Annotated in this window: 9 protein-coding genes; 6 read left to right on the forward strand and 3 right to left on the reverse strand. The window is 58.1% G+C overall.

Annotation, left to right across the window (positions count from 1 at the left end):
• Window positions 1-1,062: 1,062 nt before the first annotated feature.
• Entirely contained in the window at window positions 1,063-2,955 is a 1,893-nt protein-coding gene (locus H9S92_RS03015; protein ID WP_187465247.1) for a tetratricopeptide repeat protein, read from the reverse strand.
• Between the two features lie 1,025 nt (window positions 2,956-3,980).
• Between H9S92_RS03015 and H9S92_RS03020 the strand changes: the two genes are divergently transcribed.
• On the forward strand, window positions 3,981-4,970 hold the full coding sequence (locus H9S92_RS03020) for a serine hydrolase (RefSeq protein ID WP_246463611.1): 990 nt from the start codon (window positions 3,981-3,983) through the stop codon (window positions 4,968-4,970).
• A 323-nt stretch (window positions 4,971-5,293) separates the two neighbouring features.
• Window positions 5,294-8,074 (forward strand): Npt1/Npt2 family nucleotide transporter, encoded by a 2,781-nt coding sequence (locus H9S92_RS03025; RefSeq protein ID WP_222935950.1) that lies wholly within the window; start codon window positions 5,294-5,296, stop codon window positions 8,072-8,074.
• Between the two features lie 95 nt (window positions 8,075-8,169).
• Here the strand turns inward: H9S92_RS03025 and H9S92_RS03030 are convergent, their stop codons facing one another.
• Window positions 8,170-9,477, reverse strand: a complete 1,308-nt coding sequence (locus H9S92_RS03030) for a serine hydrolase (protein WP_187465249.1) — start codon at window positions 9,475-9,477, stop codon at window positions 8,170-8,172.
• A gap of 6 nt (window positions 9,478-9,483) precedes the next feature.
• On the reverse strand, window positions 9,484-12,402 hold the full coding sequence (locus H9S92_RS03035; protein WP_187465250.1) for a PEP/pyruvate-binding domain-containing protein: 2,919 nt from the start codon (window positions 12,400-12,402) through the stop codon (window positions 9,484-9,486).
• Window positions 12,403-12,696: 294 nt separating this feature from the next.
• Between H9S92_RS03035 and H9S92_RS03040 the strand changes: the two genes are divergently transcribed.
• The 4 genes from H9S92_RS03040 (at window position 12,697) to H9S92_RS22455 (ending at window position 26,678) form a co-directional block, all read left to right on the forward strand.
• Window positions 12,697-13,743 (forward strand): TRAP transporter substrate-binding protein, encoded by a 1,047-nt coding sequence (locus H9S92_RS03040; RefSeq protein ID WP_246463613.1) that lies wholly within the window; start codon window positions 12,697-12,699, stop codon window positions 13,741-13,743.
• Entirely contained in the window at window positions 13,740-14,192 is a 453-nt protein-coding gene (locus tag H9S92_RS03045) for a TRAP transporter small permease (RefSeq protein ID WP_187465252.1), read from the forward strand. The genes H9S92_RS03040 and H9S92_RS03045 overlap by 4 nt, the downstream gene beginning before the upstream one ends.
• Complete coding sequence (locus tag H9S92_RS03050; protein ID WP_187465253.1) at window positions 14,179-15,474, forward strand: TRAP transporter large permease; 1,296 nt, start codon at window positions 14,179-14,181, stop codon at window positions 15,472-15,474. Before H9S92_RS03045 ends, H9S92_RS03050 begins: the two co-directional genes overlap by 14 nt.
• 461 nt (window positions 15,475-15,935) lie before the next feature.
• Window positions 15,936-26,678, forward strand: coding sequence for a PKD-like domain-containing protein (locus tag H9S92_RS22455; protein ID WP_187465254.1), 10,743 nt, complete (start codon window positions 15,936-15,938; stop codon window positions 26,676-26,678).
• Window positions 26,679-26,806: the final 128 nt, after the last annotated feature.

Raw genomic sequence — 26,806 nt, forward strand, 5'->3', positions numbered from 1 at the left:
GTTTAGTCGGGTTTACAGCCGCGACAGTACAGGCCCCGTTGCTCTTAGGAGTGGCGGGGCTTGTGCGTTGGTGGGGGAGAGGAGAAGGTATTGTCTTGGCTTTAGCCCGACCAGTATTGTCGGGCTAAAGCCCGAGATGGGGAAGTCGGGCTGAAGCTGCGACAATACTTTGGGGGTCGGGCTAAAGCCGCGACAATACCTTGGGGGTTGGGCTGAAGCCGCGACAATACCTCTAGCGACCTTCGGTCTTGAGAGAGTCGGGCTAAAGCCGCGACAATACCTTGGGGGTCGGGCTGAAGCCGCGACAATACCTCTAGCGACCTTCGGTCTTGAGAGAGTCGGGCTAAAGCCGCGACAATACCTTGGGGGTCGGGCTGAAGCCGCGACAATACCTTGGGGGTCGGGCTAAAGCCGCGACAATACCTTGGGGGTCGGGCTGAAGCCGCGACAATACTTTGGGGGTCGGGCTGAAGCCGCGACAATACTTTGGGGGTCGGGCTAAAGCCGCGACAATACCTTGGGGGTCGGGCTGAAGCCGCGACAATACTTTGGGGGTCGGGCTAAAGCCGCGACAATACCTTGGGGGTCGGGCTGAAGCCGCGACAGTACCTTGGGGGTCGGGCTAAAGCCGCGACAGTACCTTGGGGGTCGGGCTGAAGTTGCTCTCCACTACCTAATATGCAGGAGTGTATTGTTGGCTGGCTTTGATTTTCAGGCAATTAGGTGGAAGTCGTTTTGTCCTAGTGTTTGTCCTAGTGCCGAAAAGCGAAATTCGGGGTGTAATAGGGTTCTTTGCAGGGTACAAAGTTGCTGTCAATAGTCGTCTTTCGATTTTCTTTTTCGCCTTCTTGTAAAAGCCCTGTCAAGTTGAGTTTAGATATTTTTTCGAGATTATAGGATTTCCTCAGGTGATTAGCATTCTGCCGTGATGGGGCTTGATAAACACTATGAACAACAGATCTACTCTCTTTCAGGTCACACCTTTTGAAGGCTGTGGCCTTTTTTATTTTGGGCGGGTGATCTACGTTTTGATTGGTAGGAGTGCATTGTCTTACCCATTAATCACAGCGACTGCCGAATATAGTGGTCGAGGTTTTTGGCAGAATCTAGGTTTAGGCTTTTAACGAGGCGGTTTCGGCTGCGCCATACACTACTGTCCGCTATCCCCAGCATTCCGGCTATTTGGGGAGTGTCAAACCCGATTTTGATGAGGATGATCAGGCGTTTTTCTGCGGGGGTAAGTGCGGGATGGCAAGATTGCAGGTGTTGCAAAAAATTGGGGAATTGTGCTGAGAATTTCTCCTGAAAGTAGCGCCACTCCTCCTTAGTGAGTATCCGCATTTCACTGAAGGGCGCTTCTTGAGCCTCTGGGAATGGCGCTTTGACGGGGTGTGCTGGTATGGGAGAGGCATCTTTGGACTTGTCGTAGCGCAGCAAGCGGAGTTCTAGGGTGTTGATCAGTTGATTTTTAAAGTTGAGAAGGCTTTCAGCTTCCAGCAATTCGTCCTTAGTTTGCAGGAGCGCTTCTTGCGATTGTGCCAGTTCTTCTTCTTTAAGCTGCGCGCGTAGCTCGACGAGCTGTTTTTCTTGTTTGAGTAATTCATTATGTTGGGCGAGCATTCTACGGTGCTGTTTATGTCGTAGATAGAATGAGATGCCGGTGCCAATGAGCAGGAAAATACAAAGCATTAGGGCAATCAGCCGCAGCCGATGAATGTGGTGTTGATTTTCCAATTCAGTTACTCGCTTGGATTGTACCAGGGCCTCGTAGCGAGCATCGGTTTCAGCGGCGGCATTGATTCGGTCGCTAGTAAATTTGGCCTTGAGCAGTTCGTCGCAGGTTTTTTGGTGTTCCCAAGCCTTTTTATAATTACCTTGTTGTTGGGCTATTTCGCCGAGCATCTGGTGGCTTGCGGCCAGGTTGCCAGTATCTGGGCTGGCCAATGACTCGTTAAGCAGGAGTACGGCGGAATCGAGACGTCCAACGCAAAGGTAGGCTTGCCCCAGGGCCATTGCATACTGGTAGTGCCCAAATGCCGTTTGCGCGCCAGGCCTCTGCTGGTAAGCGGCCAGTAGGTAGGGAAGGGCCGCATCGCATTGTTCCAGCTCCGAATACGCGCGTCCGAATAGGTAGGAGAGCCTGGCAGGTGGTGGCAATTGCAGGTCTTCCCGGATGATCCGTTCGGCCTGGTTTGCCCACTGAAGGCTAGAATCGGGCCGGACACCAAGCTGGCCTATTCCAGCCAGCAGCGCAGTTTGTGCTTTCAGCCGAGGCACCCAGTAGTCATCGTGGAGCTGAAGGGCCGTCCAGAGCCTGTTGATCCATGCCAGCATACTTTCGTACTGGCGGGCGCGCTCATAAGATACCGCGATAGAATGATAGGCTAGCGCGTGGGCCTGGGAGAAGGCAGGGTCCAGGCCATCCAAAAGTTCGATGTATTTGAAAAGCGCCTGGCGAGATTGGGAAAAATCGTTGCGATACATAGCGATCCGCCCCCGCAAAAAGTATACGTCACTTAGGTCCAGCGTTCGATTAAGGCGTAAGCTGATTTGCTCCACCTCGCGCAGGCAAGTGTCCGCTTGCGCGAATTGAGCGGCATCCACATAGAACTCGGCACGTTTTAGCTGTGCAAAGGCTCGTACGGTGTCGTGCGGGTAGTAGCGTTCGTAGAGTTCCAGTAGCCGGAACGAGGAGTCTCTATTGGTGTGGGGCATCCGGTACCACAAGCCCATGCATCCCCAGGGCTGATAGGGTGAAAGCACCTCCGCCCGTAAGCGAATGATGCTCGAATCCGGGCTGTGTAGTGGGTACGTAGCCAGATAGTCGCCGTCGTGCAGCTTGTTTCTTTCCTCAAAGTAGTGTTCCCGTGCTTCGTCCGAACGCTTGGAGGTGCAACTGCACAAAACCGCCAACAGTGCCAGGAGTAGGTGAGTGAAGCTAAGGTTGATCTGCATGGTGATGTGGTAAAACTATTTATCCAGATGGGGGCGTATTGGACTGGTTTAGCCAGTTCTCAAGAGGCTGTAAGAGGCACCACGGAGGAGTAGCCGCAAAGCGAAAGGTAATCCTGCACTGCGTTAAAAAGCCTCGCTGAACCTAAGGTCTTGCCTACGTTTTGCTTCACAGTACCCAGCGCTTTTGTCTTGTTCAGTGTAAAATTCTGCACGTTTTGGCTACGCCGCTCCTGCGTGGCCGACCCGCTAAACCAGTCTGCTGACTTCGCGGTCAGGTCCTCCGCCTCCCCTTATCGTCCGGCCAGGTCAAGGCAGGTGCTCTACAGGTCCCCACTGCTGCTGTACAGGCCGCCCAGCTGCCCGTATTTGAAGGGGAGCGGGCTTAAGATGAGGCCAGCAATGGCCCGGCAAAATAAGCCTTTTTCGCTTGGTCCAAGTCCCAATAAAGCGGTTGGTCTCCACTTTGTCCAGGTGGAAGCCCGATGCTGTCCGGTTGCTCCTCGCGTTGGTCCAGGTTTAGAGGGGCACCCTAGCCGGCAACCCAACCCAGTCAGTTCCGTGCTTGGTTTTGGGGAACGCGGGCTTGGGCCAAGAAGGGGCTTAGGCTTGGACGGGTTGGGCGAAGGCTGTGACTTCCCCGGTTCCGGCCTTTCCTTGCTCAGTGGTCCGATTCTGCGCACCTGCGGCCGCGCCCAACGGAGGCGATTACGCATAAAAGTCTGTAAAACAAGGAGATGCAAAAGTTGCTGGGAAGGAGAAGAAGGAGCTTGAAGGAGTGTTATGGAAATGATAAAGAACTGTTAAAGATCGGGGGCAAAATGGTAACAATTGGATTTTCTATATATTCGCATCCAACAAAACGTTAAGCACCTGCGTTTGTCGGCCAGCGATGCATGATTCGCCCCTAGTTAGCCAAATTTTAATCCCAGTTACATTCTTGTCTTCGCATTTACTTTTCACACCATCTGGTCTACCTTTTCCCAAAATTCATCATCACACCAGTAGCTCCGGATTCAAAATGACTTATGGCTAAGCGCTTTTTCCTTCTGCTCTTCGTGTCGTTATCGACAATTATGATGAGCTTCGAAAGTTTTTCTTTCGACGAAAACCTCAACCGACGCATTTCTGCGGCGGGCATGTTTTTCCTCCCCGAATTTTCCACGGCCCCTGCGGAGCCGGAAGTGGAGGCTCCGAGTGAGCCTGCGGTGCTTCCCCAGTTGCGCAGTTTGGAAAACACTGATCTCGCTTCGCGGCTCCGCGAGCGCATCAACGCCAACCCAGTGTGGCGTGAACTGGTGCGGAGCAAAAAGATGGCCATCGGCGTTGTTGACATGGCCAACACGGCGGCGGTTTCTTATGCTTCCATCAATGGACGGCACATGATGTACGCAGCAAGTTTGCCCAAAATTGCCGTTCTGGCTGCCGCCCACGACGCCATTGAGCGTGGTGAGCTCAAAGAGACGGCTACGGTGCGCCAGGATATGCGCCTGATGATCGCCAAGTCAAACAACGCCGCTACTACGCGGATGATCGACCTGGTTGGTTTCAAGAACATTGAGCGGACGATGACCTCTCCCGCGCTGAAGCTCTACGATCCTGAATTCGGCGGTGGCCTCTGGGTTGGAAAACGTTACGCTGCGGGGGGCAACCGCCATCCGGACCCCATGCTGGGCATCAGCCATGCGGCGACTACGGAGCAAATCTGCCGTTTCTTCTACTTGCTGGCCAATGACCAATTGCTCAGCCCCGAAAGCTCCGCCAAAATGCGCAGCTACCTGGTAGATCCCGAGTTGCACCACAAGTTTGTCAATACCCTGGACCAGGTAGCGCCCGATGCCAAAGTTTACCGGAAGTCTGGCTCCTGGAGCACTTTCCACGCCGACGTAGCCCTCGTACAGGGCCCCGCCCGCAATTACGTCATGACTGCCCTCATCGATGATGCCAATGGGGAGCAAATTTGCCGCGACCTGGCTAAAGTGCTCGACGATTTGCTGAAGCACCCGGTAGCAAAATAATGCTGGCAGGGGAGGGCAGGACCTTGTTTCCTGTGATCCATCCTTACCTTAACCAAGGAAAAAAGGCCTTCGGACGCTGTGTCCGAGGGCCTTTTTGCGTTGGAGAAAGGGATGCTGGCATGGTCTTTGCCCCGCTGGCCGGACAATCTACTGGCGGGCTGCTCAAATCCTGCCGGGAAATTCTTATGTTTGTCTTGGGCTATCGTGCAGGCCCCTAGTTTGCTGCATCGATCGGAAAGCAACCCTTAATTTCCCTGGACATCCTTGTACTGAAACGCTTCCTCGGCCGGATTTTGAACGTGCGCCCCGGCGAGTGGCGGGCCATGCTATTGCTCCAACTGCAAATTTTTCTGATCATTGCCGTGCTGCTCATCACCAAGCCGGTGGGGAGTGCGTTTTTTCTTTCCCGCTTTGGCCCGGAGGCTTTGCCCTACGCGTACATTCTGACGGCTATAGTTGCGGCGATCATCTCCACGGTGTACGCTGCGGCGGTTAAGTACTTCTCCATCCTCCGCGTTAATCTGTGGAGCCTCGGGGTGTGCATATTTACCCTTCTCCTGTTTGGTTTGGTACTGCCGTTGGGGGCTTCCAAAGACATTGTCGCGGTGGGTTTGTACCTGTGGGTGGCCCTTTTTGGGGTGCTCGCGGCCTCCCAGTTTTGGATGCTGGCCAGCATGGTTTTTGACATCCGGCAGTCCAAGCGGCTCTTCGGGCCAATTGGCGCCGGGGCCATTGCGGGCGGCATTCTGGGCGGCTACCTGGCCAATTTACTGGCCTCGGTGGTGGGGATGCGGATGCTGCTCTTCCTGGCTACGGCCATGCTTTTGCCCTGCATTTTCATCAGCCTGTACATCTGGCGCCATTACGTGCAGCCGCAAAGAACCAAAGCCAAACGGGAGTTTACCGAAGAACTGGCGGCGGCACAGCCTTACCGCATCATTCTGGCCTCTAACCATTTGTTATTGCTTTGTGGCATCATCGCGCTCAGTGTCATTACGGCTAAGTTGGTGGATTACCAGTTCAGTGCCCTGGCCTCGGCGCGCTTTGCCGACCCCGACCGGCTGACTGCCTTCTTCGGCTTTTGGTTTTCTACTTTCAACGTTATTGGCCTGCTCATCCAACTGCTGTTCACCCAACGGATTGTCCAGCGCATCGGGGTGAGCGGGGCTCTGCTGTTTTTGCCAGCGGGGCTCTCCTTGGGGGCCTTTTTCATGTTTTTGGTGCCAGGATTGGGCGCGGCTACCTTTAGCAGATTGGTGGACGGTAGTTTGAAACAAAGCCTGCACCGCGCTGGGGTGGAAATGCTCTTCTTGCCCGTAGATCCCCAGGTAAAGGGAAAGGTAAAAACCTACATTGACGTCTTGGTTGACTCTGCCGCTGGCGGAATCGGGGGCTTGCTGCTGCTTTTGTTGGTCGACGGATTTGGCATTACCTCCTTCGGCATCAGCCCGGTCGTGCTGTTCTTTGCCCTCATCTGGCTGGTGTGCGTCCTGCTGATCCGGGAGGAGTACCTGGATGCCTTCCGCGATCAACTGCGCCACCTGCGGCCCAAAGACAAGCGTAAGGGCCTCGACTCCCGCCACAAGGAAGTCCTGGCTGGTTTTCTGCGGGTGCTCAACGAAGCTGAGCTGGGCTCCGATGGCCGGCAGGTGCTTTACGTCTTGGAAAGAACGGCCGACTTACGCGACGAGCAGTTCACTGAACCCATTCAGCGCTTGCTTCACCACGAGTCTCCGGCCGTCCGGGCCCGCGCCCTCAATAGCCTGAGTTTGCGGCAGGGACCCGACCTGCTGATGGAAGTGATGCCCATGTTGGCCGACCCCGACATCCGCGTCAAAAATGCCGCACTGGAATACCTCGTCACTCACCACCTGGAAGATGCCGAGCCACTGATCCAGGACCAGCTCAACGACCCCCGGGCGGAAATTGCCGGGGCCGCCCTCGTTGAGCTCGTGCAGGAGACCCGCAGCAACCCCGTATTGCGCAAACGCTGGAAACTGCAGGAACACTTTGACCAGCGGGTGGAGGCCTTGCAGCGCCTGCCCGAAGAGGAAGCGGTCGCCTGGAGACGCAAACTTCTGGTGGCCGCAGGACGCGCCGGAACACCTCTCGGGCACGAGTTTCTCGCCACTGAGCTCGGGGGGCAGGATCCCAAAATGGTCCAGGCCGCTATCCTGGCGGCGGGGGAAAGCCTGGACGAAAGGTGGATTTTCCCTCTGGTCAATTTGCTGTCTGAAGCCCCCTACCGTCCCTACGCCATTTCCGTTTTGGTGCAGTACGACCTCAGTCTGGTGCGCGCCTTGCCCACTTACCTGCAGGAGGGCAAAATCCAGTTGGAAGACCTCCGCCGGCTACCTACGGTGCTGGAAAAAATCAACCACCAGCAAACCGTTGTTCTCCTTTTTGCCCTCATCGAGAAATACTTTCCGGCCGATCTCGAATTGCGGCTGGAAGTATTGCGTGCCCTCAACGCCATGCGGCGGGATTTTCCCGAACTTCAAATGCCCGCCACCCAGATTTTCCGCCATATTCTGGCCGAAGCCAAAACCTACCGCACGGCCATCAAAAACCTGGAAGCACAGGCGAAACTGCTGCCCTTGGGCAACGAACAACTCCGCGAAGCCCGCAGCGGGCTCTACCGGCTGCTCCTCCAGCGCCAGGATGGAAACCTTGATCGACTGTTCCGCCTGATGGGACTTCGGTACCCGCCCGCTGACATCATCCCCGTCTACCGCGGACTGCGCGCCGCCGGCCAGCAGGAAAAAATCAATGCGCTGGAATTTCTGGATGTGTTGCTCGATCAGCCCCTCAAGCGCCTCGTGATTCCCCTGATGGAGTACGGCATCCAGGCCGCCGACGCCCACCACGCCCGGCAGCGGGAAACAGATGTGGCGCAACTGGAAGAGATCCAGTTCAGAAATTTCCGCCGGATTCTCGGTGGCCGCGACGTCAGGCTCAAGTTGGCCGTCATCCACGTGCTCGGCTTGCAGGGCGACGTTCGCTACCGGCCCATCTTGGAAAAATGCCTTTCCGCACCCGATAAAAGGGTGCGCGACTTTGCCGAAAAGGCACTCCGCCGCCTGCGGGGAGAACAATTGCAGTAGGAGCGGGTCCTGAACCGCCCGCAGCGTTGGAGTAGGGCGCGGTCGCAGGTGCCAGGGAAAGGTAACGGAGCAAGGGGAGGAAAGGAGTAAAGGGACTATTCTTCTCCAGTACCAATGCTTTCGGGCGGGTCATTGGTGGCCTGAGCACTGTTGCGCAGCAGTTTATCGATCCGCGTGGCCAGCAACTGGTGGTCGTAGGCGGAGTTGCGCGAAAGCACGTTGGTCATCAGGGCCACCAGGTAGTTCGTCCCATCGGGTTGCTCTACGATGGCGACGGAGTTCATGTAATTCATCCGGTTGCCGCGGTATTTGCCGCAGCTGGTGCCTGGCTTACAGCCGTACAGAGATCCTGATTTAAAGTAGACGGCCGCGCTATCCAGGGCGGGGGCGTGGGCGTAGCGGATACGGCGGTCGGTCATGTACATCAAACGCTTGATTTCCAGGCTGGTGGGGGCGTCGATCACCCGGCCACTTTCCAGGGCGGCCAGCCACTTCATCAGGCCGCGGGGCGAGCCGGTACTGCCGCCCTGGGGTGGCACGATGGCGCTGGCCCCACGGGTAAACATGGTGCCCAGCCGCCACTCGTCGTGGCCAATGCCGAGGTGGCGCAGTGGTTCATTGACGACGTTCTCCGCAATGTCGCTCAGGGCTTTGCGGTTGGCGGTCCGGAAGTATTCATCAGCTTCTTCCTGCGTCAGGGTAGGGTAGCGCTGGCCGAAAACGCGCATCAACATGGCCTCCCGCCATACTACACTGGCCGCACCGTTGTTGCTGACCGAAAGCATGTGGTCAATCCATTCGTAAAGGCTAAACTCATGTTTCGTATTCACCTGGGGGCGGGTATAGCGTTCCGTCTCCGGGTCGTAATCGGGGATGGTGTGGTGATCATAGACGGCAAAATCTCCACCGCGGACCACCTTATTCTGCAACAAAGCCCAGCGGGCCTCAATGCTGTCCTGGTACAGGTTTTCCAGTTCACACATCAGGGCCGTGATGACGGCCAGCTTGCCTACGCTTCCGGGTTGGTAGCCCAGGTTGGCGTTCCGTTCGAGGTAACGGGGCGCGCGGCCGGCCGTAATGTCCATGATTGCCAGCGAGTAGGCCCGCCCGCCGTTGGGGATGTATTTTTCGAGTTCCGCCTCCAGGGTGGAATCCCGCGCCAGCAGGTTGGAGTCAACGGGTTGGTCGATGAGGTTGAGGCGGATATAGGGCAGGCTGTAACGGCTCCCGTAAGGCAACGTCTTGACGAAGCGGCTGGAGTCCATCCGCTCTAAGCGCACCAGCCGGCGAATGCCCGTGTGGTCAATCCCCCCGCCCACGGGGTAGCTCTCTCCCCGCTGCCAGGGGATGAACAACAGGGCGGCAATAGCCACCAGCAAGAGGGCAGAATAACGAAGTTTCATTCGGACTTAAATTTCCAGGGGGACAGTAAGGTCGTAATAAATGCCTTCGGGCTGCCGGGGGCTGATGCTTTCCAGGTAGTCGGAAGACTGGGCTTGTTTGTTTTCTACGAAGGGGCGGATCTGAAAAAGCCAGATTCTGTTGTTCTGGAAGCCTAACTCAACGTCCCACGGGCCACTACCCGTCACCCCGGGCGCTTCCGGCATCACGCGTTCCACCTCGGCGGCGAGCTTACGGAGTTCCAGCAGGTTGGCTTCCGAAAGGATGCGCTGGTGGAAGGGGGCGGACAGCATCACCGAACCTCCCGTGGCGGGCAGGCGACGGTGAAACCGTTCGCGGGCGGGACTGAGCAAAACGGTGCGGCCGGTATAATCCAGCAGGTAAGCTTCGGCGGCCTGCCCATCCACCGCTCCGCCAGCGCCACGGCTGAAGGCCACCGTCACGTCGTCTTCCCGCCCCGAAGCAACGCCTTTGGTGATCATCACCCCGGAGTAGTCTACGTCCACACTCGGAATGATCAGGATGCTGGGATAGACGTTCTCGGGGTTGAGGAGGTAACGCTGCCGCCAACGGTAGCTCCGCTCGGTGTAAGGACTGGCCCATACCTTCTTGATGCCGTCGATGATGGCCGCAGGATCCACGGCATTGAACACCGTCAGGTTGAGGCCCGCGCCCGTAAAATCGGGCAGGTCTTCCATGTTGGTGTCGGAACGAAGAAAAACGGGGACTTTCCCGAGCGCATCGCCCAGTACCGTCCGGAAGCTGTCCTGGAGCGCCTGGATGAGACCGGGGTCCAGCTGAATTTCCAGGATGGCTTCGCGCAGGATATCCAACTGGGCCAGGGTGTAGGCTTCCACTTCCGTGGCGGAGCGTCCACTTTCTTCCATCTTGCGGGCTTCGGCAAAGCGCTCGTTCAGGAAGGCCCAGTAGGACTTGCCTCCCTGGCCGGGCATGGGCTGGTCCAGGTGAGCCCGGAAAATGCCAAAGGGAATGACGAGTCCTTCCACTACTTTTTCGGGGAAGAGGGCCTTGAGCTGGCCCAGGTTGGCGGCTTTGGGGCCACAGAGTTTGCCACTGTCCTTGCTCCGCACTTCCCGCATGTTGAGGACCCGGCGGACGTCGAGGCGGATGTTTTCAACGGGGACGGTGATGCGGTCGGTTTTTCTTTCGGTTTGGGTGAAGAGGGCCTTTTCGGTGTCGGTCAGGTCAGCGGCTTTTTTCATGACGATGGTTCCTCCGTTGGACACGGCGTAGAAGACCTCCTGGCCGTCGTACTTGCGCAGTGCCCGGAACTGCTCGTCGGTGAGCACTGCGTTGGGGATGCCCAGGTTGCGGGCCAGCAGTTGGACGTGGCTGACCATATTGCCTTCATTGACGGTGGCAATGCCGCCTACGGGCTTGAGGTCGGCCGGCGGCGTGGCGAAGACGTAGATGTCGGTAGCGTTCACTTCCAATTCTTCCGGGGTGCCTTCGATTACGTGGAGGGTACCTTTTGCGTAGCCGGGGTTGAGCCCGCGAAGCTGGCCCTGGTTGGGCACGTCCAGCATGGCGTTGTTGAGGTTGCCGGCAATGGCTACCCAGTCGCCCAATTTACCCACTGCATTGCCGAGTGGGAGGAGCACGGAACTCCGGATACGGTCGTCAAGGAAACCCTGGGCTTTGGGTTCGAAGGCGGTGTAGCGTTCCACTACCTCACCGTACACCGCCCGGTTGGTAGCGGTGCCCCATTCGACGACCCGGCGGGCGTTATCGAGGTAATTCTCCAGCATGTAGGGGAAGACGTAGCGATAGTTCATATCGGCCAGCTGGAGGGCGGCGGCTTCAAATTCCCACTGCTCGACCAGGCCAGCCCCTGCGGCGGCTTCGGCCAGGTAGCAGATTTTTTCGGTCAGGGCCCGGGCGTCGTTTGCTTTCCAGTCGTTAGCGGAAGTGAAGATGATGGTTTCCAGGATCAGGCTGGCGTCGAGCAAAGGCAGGCGATCCTGGTCCCGTTCGTCCAGCAGGCCCAGACGAATTTCCCAGAGTAAGTCGGCCGCAGCCGTTACCCGGCCCATGGTGTTGGGCACGGAGGGGTTGGTAGCGTGGTATTCGGTAAAGGCGGTGAGTTTGGGCTTCAGGGCGCTTTCGCCACCGAGTTGTTCGATGTGGGGGAGAAGATCGGCGACCAGGTCGTGGCTCAGGTAAGCGGTACGGATATCGTCGGCCAGGGTTTGGGTGGCTTCGACCAGTTGCAGGGTGGCAAGTTCATCCTGGTGTTCCCGCAGGAAGCTTTCCACGGCGGCGGCATCTTTGCCTTCCGGCTGCCCGTGAATTTTGGTGCGCAGGGCCATGAACTTCGGGTAAGTATCGGCGATGTACTTCGAGTCGGCCCGGATTTTCTGGGTCAGGTTCGTATCGTTGTTGTGGGGAATGTCCTTTACCGCCTGGCGGATGAGGTAAAAGTTGGCGGCAACTTCTTCGTCTTTGGCCAGCAGCCAGGCAAAAAACTTGCGTCCCCAGGCCATTTCGTCTTCCACCTGAAAAGCGCCGCGGTAGTACTGGGCCTGGCGCAGGATCCAGCCGTCGTCAATAGCCGCCAGGTAGTTGCCGAGCTGGTACTGGATGAGGCGGGAGTGGTTGTTGGCTTCGTCCCAAAACTTGGCCCGATCGGTAGGTGCCAGAATTTGCCCCAGAAAGAGGTGTTCGTCGCGCCCCAGGTTGATGACTTCCGTTTTATAGCGGGCGTGCTGGCGGTTTTCTTTGCTGGGCTCGGGGCAGGGGTCCTTGGGTTCGCGGACGTCCCCGGAGGCACAAAACCAGCGGATGTCGCGGTAAGGACCACGGGGATCTTCCTTGTATTTGGCCACCAAGGCACTTACGTCAGTCTGGGCGGCAAGAGCCGCTAAGCAGGAGAAAGCCAGGGAGGTAAAGAGCAGTCTAAGCGACATCGGCGAGGGGGGAGGCTAATGGAATAGGGAAACAAAAAAACAAGGACCTGCCTACTTTACTGGAAAATGGCCGCACTTGTTTGCCCGGGAGCATAATTTATGCGTAAAGTTCGGTCATTGCACCCGCTTTTTACGGTTCACCGCCGGAAAATTAAGCGGGTTTGCGGCTTTGTTGCGGGCGATGTCAGGGCTGGCAGGGTAGGGGGGCGTCTTTTTGGTCGTGGGGGAACTTTGCTCCCCGTGGCGTTTGTCCGCGCTGTGTCGATTATCTTAACCCCGCTTAAAGTCACTTCATTGCCAGCACATCCTTCCCCCGCTCCTTTACCGTTCCCGGCACCTGCGTTGAGCGCCCCCGTGCTGCTGACCTCCTCCGTGCGCTTGCTGTTGCTGGCGTGCGCGCTGGGCTGTCTTTTTTCCTGTGGGGAGATCAGCGAGGGGAAAACGCTGCGCCTGGCCCACGGCCTGGACGTGAGCCACCCCGTACACGGCGGCATGGTGCGGATGGGCGAGGTGCTCGACTCGATCAGCGACGGGCAATTGCGGCTCAAAATTTACTCCGGCGGCCAGCTCGGCACCGAGAGCCAGAACCTGGAACTGCTCCAGCTCGGGTCTTTGGCCATGACGAAAGTCTCCGCCGCGGTGATGGAACGCTTCGCCCCTGCCTACAGCGTGTTGAGCCTGCCTTATCTGTTTGAGGACCGCGAAACCAGCTTCCGGGTGCTCGATGGCCCGGTCGGGCAGGAATTGCTCGCCCAGGGCGCCGCAGCCCGCTTGCGGGGACTCACCTTTTTCGATGCCGGCACCCGCAGTTTTTACACGAAATCTGCGCCGGTGCGGACGCCCGCCGACGTGGTGGGCAAGAAAGTGAGGGTCCAGAACTCGCCCATGGCCGTTGACCTGATCAAAAGCCTCGGCGGCAGCCCCACGCCCATCAGCTACGGCGAACTCTACACTGCCCTGCAACAGGGCGTAGTGGATGCGGCGGAGAACAACCTGCCTAGTTACTACACCAGCCGCCACTACGAAGTCACTCCTTACTACAGTTACGACCGGCATACGGCGGTCCCCGACGTCCTAGTCATCGGCACGGCCACCTGGGAAAAACTCAGTGGGCAGGAGCGGGACTGGCTGGCCGTAGCCGCCCGGAGCGCCACCACCTTCCAGCGCGAGAGCTGGCAGGCGGCCGAGGAAGAGGCGGTGCGGGAGCTGACCAAAGCGGGCGTGACCTTCACCGAAGTGGATGCCGCTGCCTTCCGCGCGGCCGTTGAGCAGATGTACACCGCCGCCCGGCAGGATCCTGACCTGGCCCCTATTCTGGAACGAATCCTCACTGCCCAATGAAGCCCCTGAAATTCCTCGGTTACCTCTGTGCGCTGCTCCTGGCCGTGCAGGTCGTCGTCGTCCTCTGGGGCGTCATTACCCGCTACGCTCTGGGCAACCAGGCGGGCTGGACGGAAGAGCTGGCCGGATACCTGCTCATCTGGATCAGTCTGATGGGCGCCGCTTACGCCGTGGGCACCCGCAGCCACATTGCCATTTCGCTTTTTCCCGATGGATTGCCGCCGGCGCGCCGGCGGCGCGTCAACCGCATCATCGATGGACTCATCCTTTGCTTTGCCGTAGCCGTAATGATGGTGGGGGGCAGCTACTACGTGTGGCTCACCCTCAGTCTGGGGCAGCGGGCCCCTTCCCTCCAGCTGCCCGTAGGCCTGGTGTACCTGGCGGTGCCGGTGGCGGGGCTCTTCGTCAGTTTCTTTCAGCTTAAAGACCTTATATATGGACGGGATTGAAGTGGCCGTGATGGTGATCAGCTTTTTGGCCCTGCTTAGCCTGGGGGTTCCGGTGGCCTGGACGCTGGGCCTCACTGCCATGCTCACCCTGCTGACGACGATGGATGGCCTCGTGGCGGTCGGGACGGTGGCCCAACGGATGGCTACGGGCCTGGACAGCTTCAGCCTGCTGGCCATCCCCTTCTTCATCCTGGCGGGGCAACTGATGAACCGGGGAGGGCTGGCGCGGCGCCTGATCGACTTTGCCAAGGCCCTCGTTGGTCCCCTGCCCGGGGGCCTGGCGGCCGTCAACGTCGTAGCGGCCATGCTTTTCGGGGCCATTGCCGGGTCGGCGGCGGCGGCGGCCAGCGCCATTGGCAGCATCATGACCAAGCGGATGGAAGACGAAGGCTACCCCCGCCCTTTTTCCGCCGCCGTCAACATCACCTCTGCCACTACCGGCCTGATCATTCCGCCCAGCAACATCCTCATCGTTTACAGCCTGGCTTCCGGCGGCGTATCCATCGCTGCCCTCTTTGTGGCGGGCTACGTGCCGGGCATCCTCACCGGCCTGCTGCTCATCGTGGCGGCAGCCATTTACGCCCGGCGGAAGGGCTACCCCAACGGCGAGGGCTGGAGTGCCGGGCTGATTTTGCGCACCTTCGGCGGGGCAATGCCGAGTTTGTTGCTGCTGGTGGTCGTCATCGGCGGCATCGTGGCGGGCGTATTCACCGCCACCGAAGCCAGTGCCGTGGCCGTGGCCTACTGCCTTTTGCTGGCCTTCCTCTACGGCGAAATCAAGTTGAAAGACCTGCCGGAGGTATTCACCGAAAGCGTCAATACCACCGCCATTGTGCTGCTATTGGTCTCCACCTCGCTGGCCCTGAGTTGGGTGATGAGCTACGAAAATTTACCCCAGGCCATCACCGAAGGCCTGCTGGGCATTAGCGACAACCCCATCGTCATTCTCCTGCTCATCAACCTCATCTTGTTGGTGGTGGGCATTTTTATGGACATGACCCCGGCGGTACTCATCTTCACGCCCATCTTTTTGCCCGTGGCCATCAAGCTGGGCATGGACCCCGTACACTTCGGCATCATGATGGTGCTCAACCTCTGCATCGGGCTCTGCACCCCGCCGGTGGGAACGGTCCTCTTCGTCGGCGTTGGCGTCGCCCAGGTCAAAATCACCCAGGTACTGCGCCCCCTCATGCCCCTGTTTTTGGTGATGTTGCTGGCCCTGCTGCTCGTGACTTTCTTCCCGCCCCTCACCCTTTGGTTGCCGGATTGGTTGCTGGAATAGGGCGCGGCCGCAGGTGCAAGGTATGGACGCCCCCCCAACCCCCCGGGGGGCGCAGCAAGGGAAGTCCGAACGCCGGCTCAGGGTAAGAAGCCGGCTGGAATACCCCTTCCCGGGCCGGTTCCGGGCAAAATTTTGCGCTTTACCGCAATTCTGGCAGATAAATGTTGGTGGTACATCACATAAATGTTTATGTTTGCCGTGAGAAATTGCTGAAACTCTTCCGTGCGGCAATTTCCTGGACTAGTTTTGAAAGCTTTTATCTACACCTGAGTAAAACAAGTAAGACTAAAGATAACCGCGTTCACGGGTCCGCCCGGGTGCGCTATTGTTGTGTTCGGATTGACTAGAAAACGCCAGATCAGAAACCAAAAGAGCTCCGACCCCGCGTCGGTTTATTTGCATAACCACTTCAACCCACATCGTCCCTTTAAGGCGTACATCCCAAACAAATCGTTTTCCCTATGAAGAATGTTACCTTTTTCACCAGACTACTGTCACTGGTGGTCTTACTCGTCGGATTGGTCTCCGGCTCCGCCTCCGGGCAATTTTGCAACCTCAATAGTAGTAACATTTCCGTCTCGGTAATGAACACTTGCGACGGTGAGCGCCCTACGGTATTCGTCAACTTCAACTCCTTCAACATTGAAGGGGACGTCGTTATTGAATACCAGCCCGTTTTCGCCGGTTTTATCACCACCAACATCAACTACCAGGCCAACGTGGAGGCCGTCAATGGTTTTACGAGCTTCCAGATCGAGGAGCCCATTTTGGTGTTGAACAACCAGGTCACCAACTTCGTCCGCATCCTCAGCGTCAGTGTGACCGGGGGCTGTACGCAAATGTTTACGGGAAATGAAGTGGTCAGTAACAACTACAGTTTGCAGACGCCTTCGGACATCACGATCAGCAACCTGACGGTGACTTCGCCCCCGTGCCCCAACGTGCCGACGGGCCAGATTGCGTTCTCCTTCCTGCCCAATACGCCGAATGCGGGTCCTTTTACGAACTTTAACCGCTTTCAGGTGCGGGGGACGCCGTTCAGCCCCAACTTCTTCATCACCCTCAACCCGCCCAACAACCCACCCAACAACACCAACCGTTACCGGGTGACGACCAACCAGGGCCTCGTTTCGGGTACTTACACCTTCCTGATCAATGACTTGCAGACGGGCTGTGAGGTTCCCTACACGGTTTCCATCGGCGGGATGTTTGACGTAGCCGCTGCGGCTACCGATGCTACCTGCTTCGGAGTTTCTGACGGAACGATCACCATTACGCCCCAAGGGGCCAACCCTCAGGTAAACGGCCCCCTGACCTGGGCCATCGCCGGCCCCAACTACAACGCCACGGGCGTCATCCAGGCCAACGGCCCCAATACGTACCCCAGCTTTACCCAGTCGGGCCTGGCATCGGGTTCCTACACCGTATTCCTGACCGCATCAAGCGGTGGCTGCACAGCCAGCGAAACGGTATTCATCGGCCAGCCTGCGGAAATTGTGGCTACGGTTTCTGCTCCCACCATTTGTGCGGATGCTGACCTTTTCACCGTCAACATCAGCGGTGTCAGTGGTCTGGACCCCAACGCCCGCTTCCGCTTCATCGACGGCAGCCAATTGGACAACATCCCCGGCAACAACAACAATTGCTGGACGCGCCCCAACAGTGGTACCACTCTGCTGGCTACCATTGCCAACGGCGACGGCACTTACACCTTCACTTCCGGTACCGCCTCCGCTATGCTGGGCTGCCGCGACCTGAACCGGGATACGACCGTCACCATCGCGCTCGAACTGCGTAATGCCCTGACCAATTGCCGCAACACCTTCTTCTTTGACCTTCAGATTGATGCCCAGCCCGTCGCCCCTGCAGTGGATGCCATCGCAGTGCTTTCTCCCGGTGATACGGTGACTGGCCCATTCTGCTCCGGCCAGGATATTGAGGTGTTCGTAGCCGACTACGACCCCGCCTTTGTCTACACCGTAGATTTTGCCGATGCTCTCGCGGGAGCCAACATCGATACCCTGGGCGACTTTGCTGCTCTGCCCATGACCTACACGGGTGCGGGCACCGTCGTGGGCAACTTCGTCAACAACAACAATAGCCAGCGGACCATCGCGTTCAGCATCACCAAAACCAATCCCACCACGGGTTGCGTTTCTCTGGACTCCGTTTTTACGGCCGTCATCCGCCCCCTGCCCGTAGTTGATCCTAACCTCTCTCTTACGCCCTTCGTCTGTTCCGATGAGGAATACAGCATCAGCGTAAGCCTGAACGATGGTGGTTCCAACGCCAATGTGCGCTTTAACTACCAGTGGTCGTTCAACGGCAACCTGCAGCAGTCCGGAAGCTTTAGCGGCTTCGGTTTAGAAGATGGCGACAACATTACCTCTACCTTCCGCAACGTCTCAGGAGTGGCCCAGACGGTTACCCTGACGATCACGCCCACCTTCCCCCAGAACAATCCGCTGGCGGGGGGTGGAAACACCGACAACTCCTGTGAAGGCACCCCGGTGGTCATCACCCTGACGGTAGCGCCCGAGCCCGTATTGACCTACAGCCTGGCCATTGGCGGCTCCGCTCCCGTTACGCTGGAGAGTGGCGACGTACAGGCCTACGAAATTTGCTCCGGCGATGATTTCCTGCTCAGCAACCTGATGATTGCTGAGGATGGCGGCAACTTCCGGGCGAAATTCGTAGAGTTCCGGGTCAACGGTGACGCAGGCTTCCTGAACATCCCCGTTCAAAGCATGGATCCGCAGCTGGTGCAAACGGTGGCCATCGAAAACTTCACCCTGGGGGTAGAGGATGTGATGAACAACAACCCCGACAACAATGCCCAGGTTGCGGAGATCATCCTGACCCCTTACTTTGAATCCTTCGCGACCAACTTCCCAACCTGTGCGGGCGAGCCCATTCGCCTCTTCCTGACGGTCAATCCCGAGGTGCCCACCCTCGCTTCTCCGCAGGCCGTAACGGTTTGCAGCGACGAGCGGATTGAGTACCGCATCGGCGGTGCCAGCGGCATGGGTGATCTGGAGACGCGCATTACGCGGGTGCAGGTGCTGAGCGAATCTGGCGACTTCATCGTCCCCCCGGGTGCCGCTAGCATTGATTCCTTTGCCTTCACCATTGCGGGTGCCGACGGCGGCAACGCTTTGGGTACTGGTGCGGGGAATAGCTTTGGTGGTCGCGGCGCATTGGTGCGGGGCTCCCTCAGCGACCTTGAACTGCTGCCTGGCGATACCGTACGCGTTCGCCTGGGCGTAGCCGGGGCTTCCAAACCCACGAACGGCGACGGTGGTGACGCCACTACGCTGGTCGTCATCCGGCCCGGTACCGGAATTGTCCATACCGTAGTTGCTGGCGGCGGCGGTGGCGCGGGCAATGCCTTTGGTGGCGGCTCTGGATCTTCTTTCAACGTCGGTGGAATGCCCGGTAACGGTACCCCCGGCGTAGGCCCTGGCGGCTTCGGTGGCACGGGCTTCCCGTCTGCCCTGGGCGGCGATGGCCGCAGCACCGGCGGCGGTGGCGGCGGTGGCTGGCGTGGCGGTAACGGCGGCACCAGCATTACTGGCGCAGGTGGTGAAGGTGGTTTCTCCTACCACAGCGGACTCAGCGTTTCTCCCACCTTTGGCTTCAAAAGCTCTTCCGCTACCGACGGCGAGGCGCGGCTCTTTTACACGGTGGTGTACGACGACATTCGCTTCAACCTCCTTTCCCGTACGGTGGACCCCAGCCTGATCGACAACAGCGAGCCCCTGACCAACGGTGAGGTAGACAGCATCCTGTTCGGCCAGCGCTTCTTCAATCCCACGAATGGTCCGCTCGACGTAACCTACGTCTTCAGTACCAACACCGAGGCCAACTGTGGCGACGCCGGTTCTGTAGAAGTGGTCGTAACGGTAGAACCCAACCCCACGGGCTTCCTGACCAGCGGCGCCACCGAAATCCTTGGCAATGCCACCAATGGCTACACCGCTACGATCTGTAGCGACGACCCGCTGGAAGCATTCCTGAATACGGTGATTAACCCTACCACTTCCGTAAACAGCGTTTACTTCCTGGTCAGCACCACCACTTCGCCCGGCATCACCTTCGCCCCCGGCAACGGAGAACAAGCTAATGCCAGCAGCAATTTTGGCGGCGATAACAGTGGTGCCTTCTTCCCCCTGCGCCTCTTCGAAAACGGCATCATCAACAATACCGGGGCTACGGGCACCGTAACCTACACCATCACGCCCTACATTTTCCGGGGCAGTATGCTCGACGCCTGCGCAGGTGATCCTTTCACTTTCACCGTTACCGTAGAACCAGGTTTTGATCCCGGCAACATCGCCACGCCCAGCCTGGTGACGCTGTGCTCTCGCGAGGCGCTCTCCGACGTCGGATTCGACTTCGCCGCTACGCAGACGGGACTCAACAATCCTTTCAATACGATCCGCATCGTCGACTTCCGCGCCAGCACCAATAGCCCTGACTTCACGGCCATCCAACTGGATACCGTAGGTCTTGCTAATGGTGGTACATTGGTTTTTGCCAACGAAGGCTACTTCAACGACAACAGCTTCAGCAACCGCACGGGTGCCGCAGTAACGGTAGAATATGACGTCCGCCTCGTGTCTTCCGAAGGCTGTGAGAGTGAGATCATCACCTATCCTTTCCGGATTCGTGCCGAACCCATCATCAGTGAGAGCAACGCTGCGCTTACCGTTTGTTCCGACGACGACCTCGGTATTGCGGTACTCCCCGCTCCCAACTCGGCCTTCTTCGCTACGTGGAACAACACGGCTGACGTGACCTTTTCGTATGAACTCACGGCTCCCAACCTGACCTACACGGGTTCAAACAACTACCCCGCCAGCGGAGCCAACGCTTCCCTGTTCAGCAATGATTCTTTCGAGAACCTGACCAACCAGCCCCAAACGGCAACCTACACCGTAGTAGCTACCACCCGCTTTGGTTGTACCAGCCTGCCGGCCACCTACACGATTACGGTGCTGCCCCGCCCCGATATTTCTGTAGTCGCCAGCCAGGGCAACGCCAGTGTGACGGGTACCGTCCCGGTATCGAATGCCGATACCCTGACGATCTGCAGCGGCTCTTCCGTTAACTTCGATCTGTCTCAAACCGTAACCGGAACGCCCGTCCGCTACCGCGTCGCCCGCGACCTCAGCAACGCGCCCGGCGTAACCGATGGCAGCGGTAATCCCCTCGACAACTTTGAGGGCGGCCTGGAGGTCGCTGACTTCTCCGAAGCCATCGTTAACCCCGGAACGGCTTCTGCCTTCGTACGCTACACCTTCGTAGCTTACACCTTCGGTACGAACGGAGAAGACAACAATGGTGGTACGGACGACTGCCGGGGTACCGCCTCCATTCTTTTCGTTGAGATTACTCCCTCCAACGTCGATGAGAATGCCCTGGATAATGTACTGCGCGTAGATAACGGCACCGGCCTGAACACGGAGCCCAACGGCACCCAGGTATGTGATAATTCCGAGATCCGGGTACGCCCCCGCACTACGCTCGACCCCCGCAGTGGCCTCGGCTTTACCTGGGTTCGGGAAAATGATGGTACGCCCCTCGCCGGGGATACCGAAGGCACTGGTGTTTTCGATACAACGCTGAACGGCAGCTTCTACGACGCCGTTGGCCCGAACCGGATTCGTCAGATCCTTACCGCAACCGATGAAACGACCCAGGAGGTTCGCTACATCATTCGCCTCTACTCCTTCGGTAACGACGGCATCAACGATTTCCTCACCGAAGGCAGCGACGATTGCCTGGGTGACGTAGACACCGTTACGGTGCTGCTCGATCCTACGCCTGTCCTGACCCTTGATCTGGAAGTAGGCAGCCAAAGCGCTACCCTCAACGCAGCAGGTGGGCCTTACTTCTACGAAATCTGCAGCGGTGATGACTTCCTGATTGACAACCTGATGATTCCCGAATCAGCTACGGGTAAAACCAAGTACATTTCCATCGAAGCGTTGGGCCAACTCGGATTCCTTGGTCTGCCGGGTGCCGTTTTTGCCGATGTAGCTCCCGCCGCTGGCTTCTCGCTGGGTGCACAGAACGTGCAGAACACCACGATGAACAACGCTGCCCAAACGGCCATCATCAGGATTACCCCCTACTTCGAGGATGGAGGAGACCCCAATAATTTCTCAACCGACGAGTGTGCGGGAGAACCCATCGTGATTACCGTCACGCTCAATCCTACGCCAACCCCCATTGGTCCATTCAGTGAGGTTGTGTGTAGTGACGAACGTGTAGCTTACACTATTCCTGACGCCATGAACGTCGGCCAGTCGCGGGTAGCGGGTGGCACCGACTTCAGCGAAAGCAATGACTTTGTGGTGCCCGTTGGTGCCCAGGCCATTCGCCAGGTAAACATCTCCCTAAGTGGAGCCAACGGTGGCGCTACCATCGGCAACACCCGCGGTGGCCTGGGTGGAACGGTAGACGCCGATCAACTCAATTCCTTCTTCGGACCGCAGACGCTCTTCCCTGGAGATACGGTACGGGTCCGCAAAGGAACTCCCGGTAATGTGGGCATTTCCAACGGCGACGGCGGTAACGCAACCCTGGTATACTTCATTGCTGGCCCCAATAACCCCGGTACGGAAGGTGAGATCTTCCAGACCTACGTCGCTGGCGGTGGTGGTGGAGCTGGCTTTGCCTCTTCTGGTGGTGATACGAGCGGTGGTTCCTTAAATCCTAACACTCCCGCTCCCGGTACCGGCACCACTGGCCTTGGTCTTGGCGGCTTCGGTGGCACGGGCTGGCTCATGGGCAACCCCACTGCGGGTAGCCTCGGCGGCGCGGGCCGTAGCAACGGCGGCGGCGGCGGTGGCGGCTGGCGCGGTGGTAATGGCGGCAGCAATCTCGACGGTGCTGGCGGCGCTGCGGGTACCTCCTTCGCAGGAGTCTCCGCTGGCGCCACTTTTGGCACGAAGAGCTTCGGCGACCCAGCCGATGGTGAAGTCCAGATGACCTACACGCTGGTGTACAACGACATCCGCTTCGTGCTCAATAACCGCAATATTGCGCCCGGTCTGGTAGACAACAGCGACAACCCCATCGTCGACGGCGAAACCGATACCATCCTCTTCGGTGAGCGCTTCTTCAACCCTACGGATGGCCCGCTGGACGTAGTGTACAATTTCTCCACCAGCTCCGAGGCCAACTGCCCCGGTAGTGAGGTCATCGTTACCCTGACGGTAGAGCCCAACCCGACCGTAACGCTGAGCAGCGGTGGAACCACCATTGTGGACAACAATGATGGTACTTACTCCGCAGAAATTTGCAGCGGTGATAGCCTGAGCGCCATCCTGAGTTCACTCACCATCCCCACGGCTGGAGCGAACGCAGTACGGGCGCAGGTCGTTAGCGTAGAGCGTGGACCTAACATCACTTTCGGATCTTCAACGGGTCAGCAAGCAAGTGGCAACGCTGGTATGGGCGGCAACTTCGGTGGCAACAACCGCCCGAGTGTAGCGCCAATCCCCTTCTTTGAATCGTCCATTACCAACATCGGGACCGGTCCTGAGGAAGTAACCTACACCGTAGTTCCCTTCATCGCGAACCCGGGTGCACCCAACTGCTTCGGAGATACCATCCAACTGACGGTAACGGTGAACCCCGAATTCGTGGGCGTTAACCAAAACCCCGCCACGCTGAACCTGTGCTCCAACAGCACCCTGGCCGACGGTGGATTCGACCTCGAAGGAACCCAGACCATCAGCAACATGATCGCCTACGACCGGATCATCATTGATACCGTCGTCATTTCGCCTGCGAATAACCCCAACTTCGAAATCCTCGCATCGATCTACAACGGTTCACCCGTGATCGTCAACGAAGCCCTGGATTACTTCGGCGATGACCTGTACCGCAACCGCACGGGATCGCCAGTCTTCGTTACCTACACCGTACGCCTGATTTCTGGCACCGACTGCTTCAGCGAACCCATCAGCTACGTATTCCGCATCACGGCGGAGCCCGTTATCCTGGCCACGGAAACGCCGACCAACAGCATCGATACGGTCATCTGTAACAACCTCACGACTGGCTTGGTGGTCAACCCCGCCAGCAACAGTGCATTCAACACCATCGGTGCCTTCGAGGCCAATGTCGACCTGAGCTACGAAATCGACCTGCCCAGTGGCGTTACCCTGACGAAAGTCAACGGGGTCTACCCCAACCCCGATGGAGGCCGCTCCTACATGGAGGATGATGAACTGGAAAACACCACCGACGGCCCGCTGGACGTGGTCTACACCGTTACGCCATTCAACAATGGTTGTGTTGGTGATCCAGTTGTATACACCGTAACGGTGGAGCCCAACCCCTCCGTAGAACTCACCCTTACCTCCCTCGATGCCGTGGGTATTTTCAACCCGGGCAACAGTGCTCAACCCGTCAACCCGAACCCAGTATTCAATCTGTGCTCCGGTCAGGCGCTAGAGACAACGGTATCGGCGGCTTCCGTAGCTTCGGAAGGCATGCTGATGGCCCGCGTGGTCATTACCGATCCAGGTATGCTGACGGGCCTGACGAGTCCCGTGATCTTACCCGCCAGCCAACTCGGTGATCTGCTGAGCTTCGCAGCGGGAGAACTGGTCAATACCACGGCTGCTGCCCAGACCATTACCGTGAACTACTTCACCTGGTTCGAAAAGAACGGTACGACTGGATTCCAGAGTGCCACCGACTGCCGCTCCTCTGGCAACGTGGAATTTAACGTGGTCGTCAGCCCCGTAAATACTGCGCGGGTAGACGTACGGGTGACGGATGATGCGGTAATCACCCCCATCCCTTCGGGCCAGGATACCCTGTGCAGCGGAGCTTTGTTTGACCTCGCGGTCCGCACCAGTTCTGCGGTAGCTTCCGATCCCAATCGTCCGGCCATCGATAGCTTCCTCGTGCAAGTGGATGCCCCAGGATTGATTGCTGGCCCCGGCACCCAAGCCAGCGACTTCATCGTAGGCCCGCCTTTTGAAAACCCCGCCTTCTTCTTCACGCGCCTGGACGATTTGTCTTTCACTAACACAACCGCAGGGATCAAAACGGTGACCTACATCGTCACCCCGTTCTCCAACGGTTGTGCCGGCATCGCCGATACGACCACGATCAGCTTCCGCCCCACCACGGAGCTTGAGCTGAACGAACCCGTTATCTGCGCCCTGCCAGGTACGGCAACGGCCATCTTCGCAGTGGATGTAAATCAGCAGACGCTGACGACGGCAAACGCTGATTACCGCTGGCGCTACATCGGAGGCACGGCCAGTGGCTTCTCTCTGACCAGAGCGAACGGTAACAACTTTGTTTTCGTTGGTGATCCGGCTAACCAGGCGAACACGATCACGTTCAACAATGAACGTACCCTTATCGTGACCCCATCACAGACGGTGATGCCTGGCATTGCCCGCTTCGAGATTCTCTACGATAACCTGACCAACGGTGCTTGTGGCATGGTACTGGATACCGTAACCCTCACCCTGAGTGCCGAGGCGGATTCCGGTACGCCCGATCCTACCTTCCCCGTCCAGTGTGACGGTGTAAACATCGTCTTGACGGACGCCCTGCTTGGCGAGTCTGCCGGTGGCGTGTTTACCCTGGCGGGCGGCGGTGCCATCCCCGGCAGCCCCAACTTCACCCCGATGGTGGGCGGCAACAGTACGACGCCCGTTGAAATTCAACTCGTCTACACTGTGGGTGGTGGCAACTCCGGTTGCTCCATCGAGTCTACGCCCTTCAGCATCTTCGTAGAGCCTGCGCCCAACGCCGGAAGCTACGTTGGCACGCCTGGCGAAGCTTGCCAGGGAGCCTTCGCGGTCAATCTCTACGACCTGCTCACTGGCGCTACCCCCGGTGGCACCTTTACGCAGACGGCGGGCATCGACTTCGTGGCCGTAGGCAGTGACGGGGTGTTTGACCAAAACGGAGTAACCCCGGGAACCTACGTGTACAGCTACACCGTAGCCAGCTCCTTCGGTTGCGGCAGCGACGTTACCACGGGCCTTACCCTGGTGGTACGTTCACAGCAAGATTGTTCCGAGCCCGTACCGTGTGACACGATTGTCCTCAACGCCGGCTTCAACGTGATCTCCTTCGACGTGATCCCGATGGACACCCGGATCGAGAGCATCTTCGCCGACGAAATCGCTACAAACAACCTGCTCTCCGTCTTCTCGGTAAACCCGGTAACGCGCAGCTCTGAGACCTATACCTACAACCCGGTATTCGGAACGACCAGCAACAGCATCGCTGGCATCGTGGACGGACTGGGCTACATCGTACAGGTCGAGAATGCCACTACCATCGTCACTTGTGGCATGGCGGCAGACACGAGCATCCGTGCCGAGCTGATCAGTGGCCTCAACATCGTGGGCTACACGAAGCCAGGCTCTGAGTCTTCACTGGATTACTTCAGCACCCTGATTGCCGCTGGCGACCTGAACCAGATCCGCACCGTTGAAAATGGACAGTTACTGCGCCTGCGATTTAACCCGCTGAACGGAGACTTCATTTTCGTGCAGAATAGCTTCGGCTATCTCTTGGATGTAGCGAGCGATTACGCGCCCGGCAGCTGGCGGACCGGCGAACAAATGCCGACTTCCAGCTTCGATAAACTGTTCGGATACACCAACCTTGGTGCCGAGTACGCTGGCCAATCCATCAAATTCCTTGATGCGGTGGGCAATGTGTTGACCAGAGCAACGGTGGCCGAAAATGGCACCTTCGAAAACGTGATCCTCTACGGCGACCTCAGCCAGACCCGCCTCCTGGAGGGCCTGATGGTTGGCGAAGAGATTTTCGCCGAATTCCAAGGGGAGGTCATCTCAACTGGCCTGCAGTTCGACGGCGGCTGGTACCTGCGTCAGGCGGACCTCAACTTCAGTTTGGTCAAAGAAGCGGTGGAAGAAACCATTTCCGACGAGTTTAGCGTAAGTTTGTACCCGAACCCCACCGCAGGCCTTACGAAGGTAGACCTGAACCTCGACCAGGATTACGATTACGTCCGCCTGGAAGTAGTCAGCATGCTGGGCCAGGTAGTAGCTACGTACGAGTACGACCAACAGGCGAAAGGACAGCAGACGAAGGAAATTGACCTTCAGTTGTTACCATCCGGTACCTACCAGGTACTGGTGCTCACTGAACAAGGTGTCAAAGCCACGCGTCAGGTCATCCGCCGCTAAGCGCAGTTCACCCGAATCATCACAACAGTGGGGGAGGGGAGTCTCCAAGGGCTCTTTTCCCCCACCCTTAATCTTCCCCCAAATGCTAAAGTATCTTTACAATCTTACGCTTATCGTTGCCGTGCTTG

It is taken from the genome of Neolewinella lacunae, assembly GCF_014349155.1.
Lineage (GTDB): Bacteria > Bacteroidota > Bacteroidia > Chitinophagales > Saprospiraceae > Neolewinella > Neolewinella lacunae.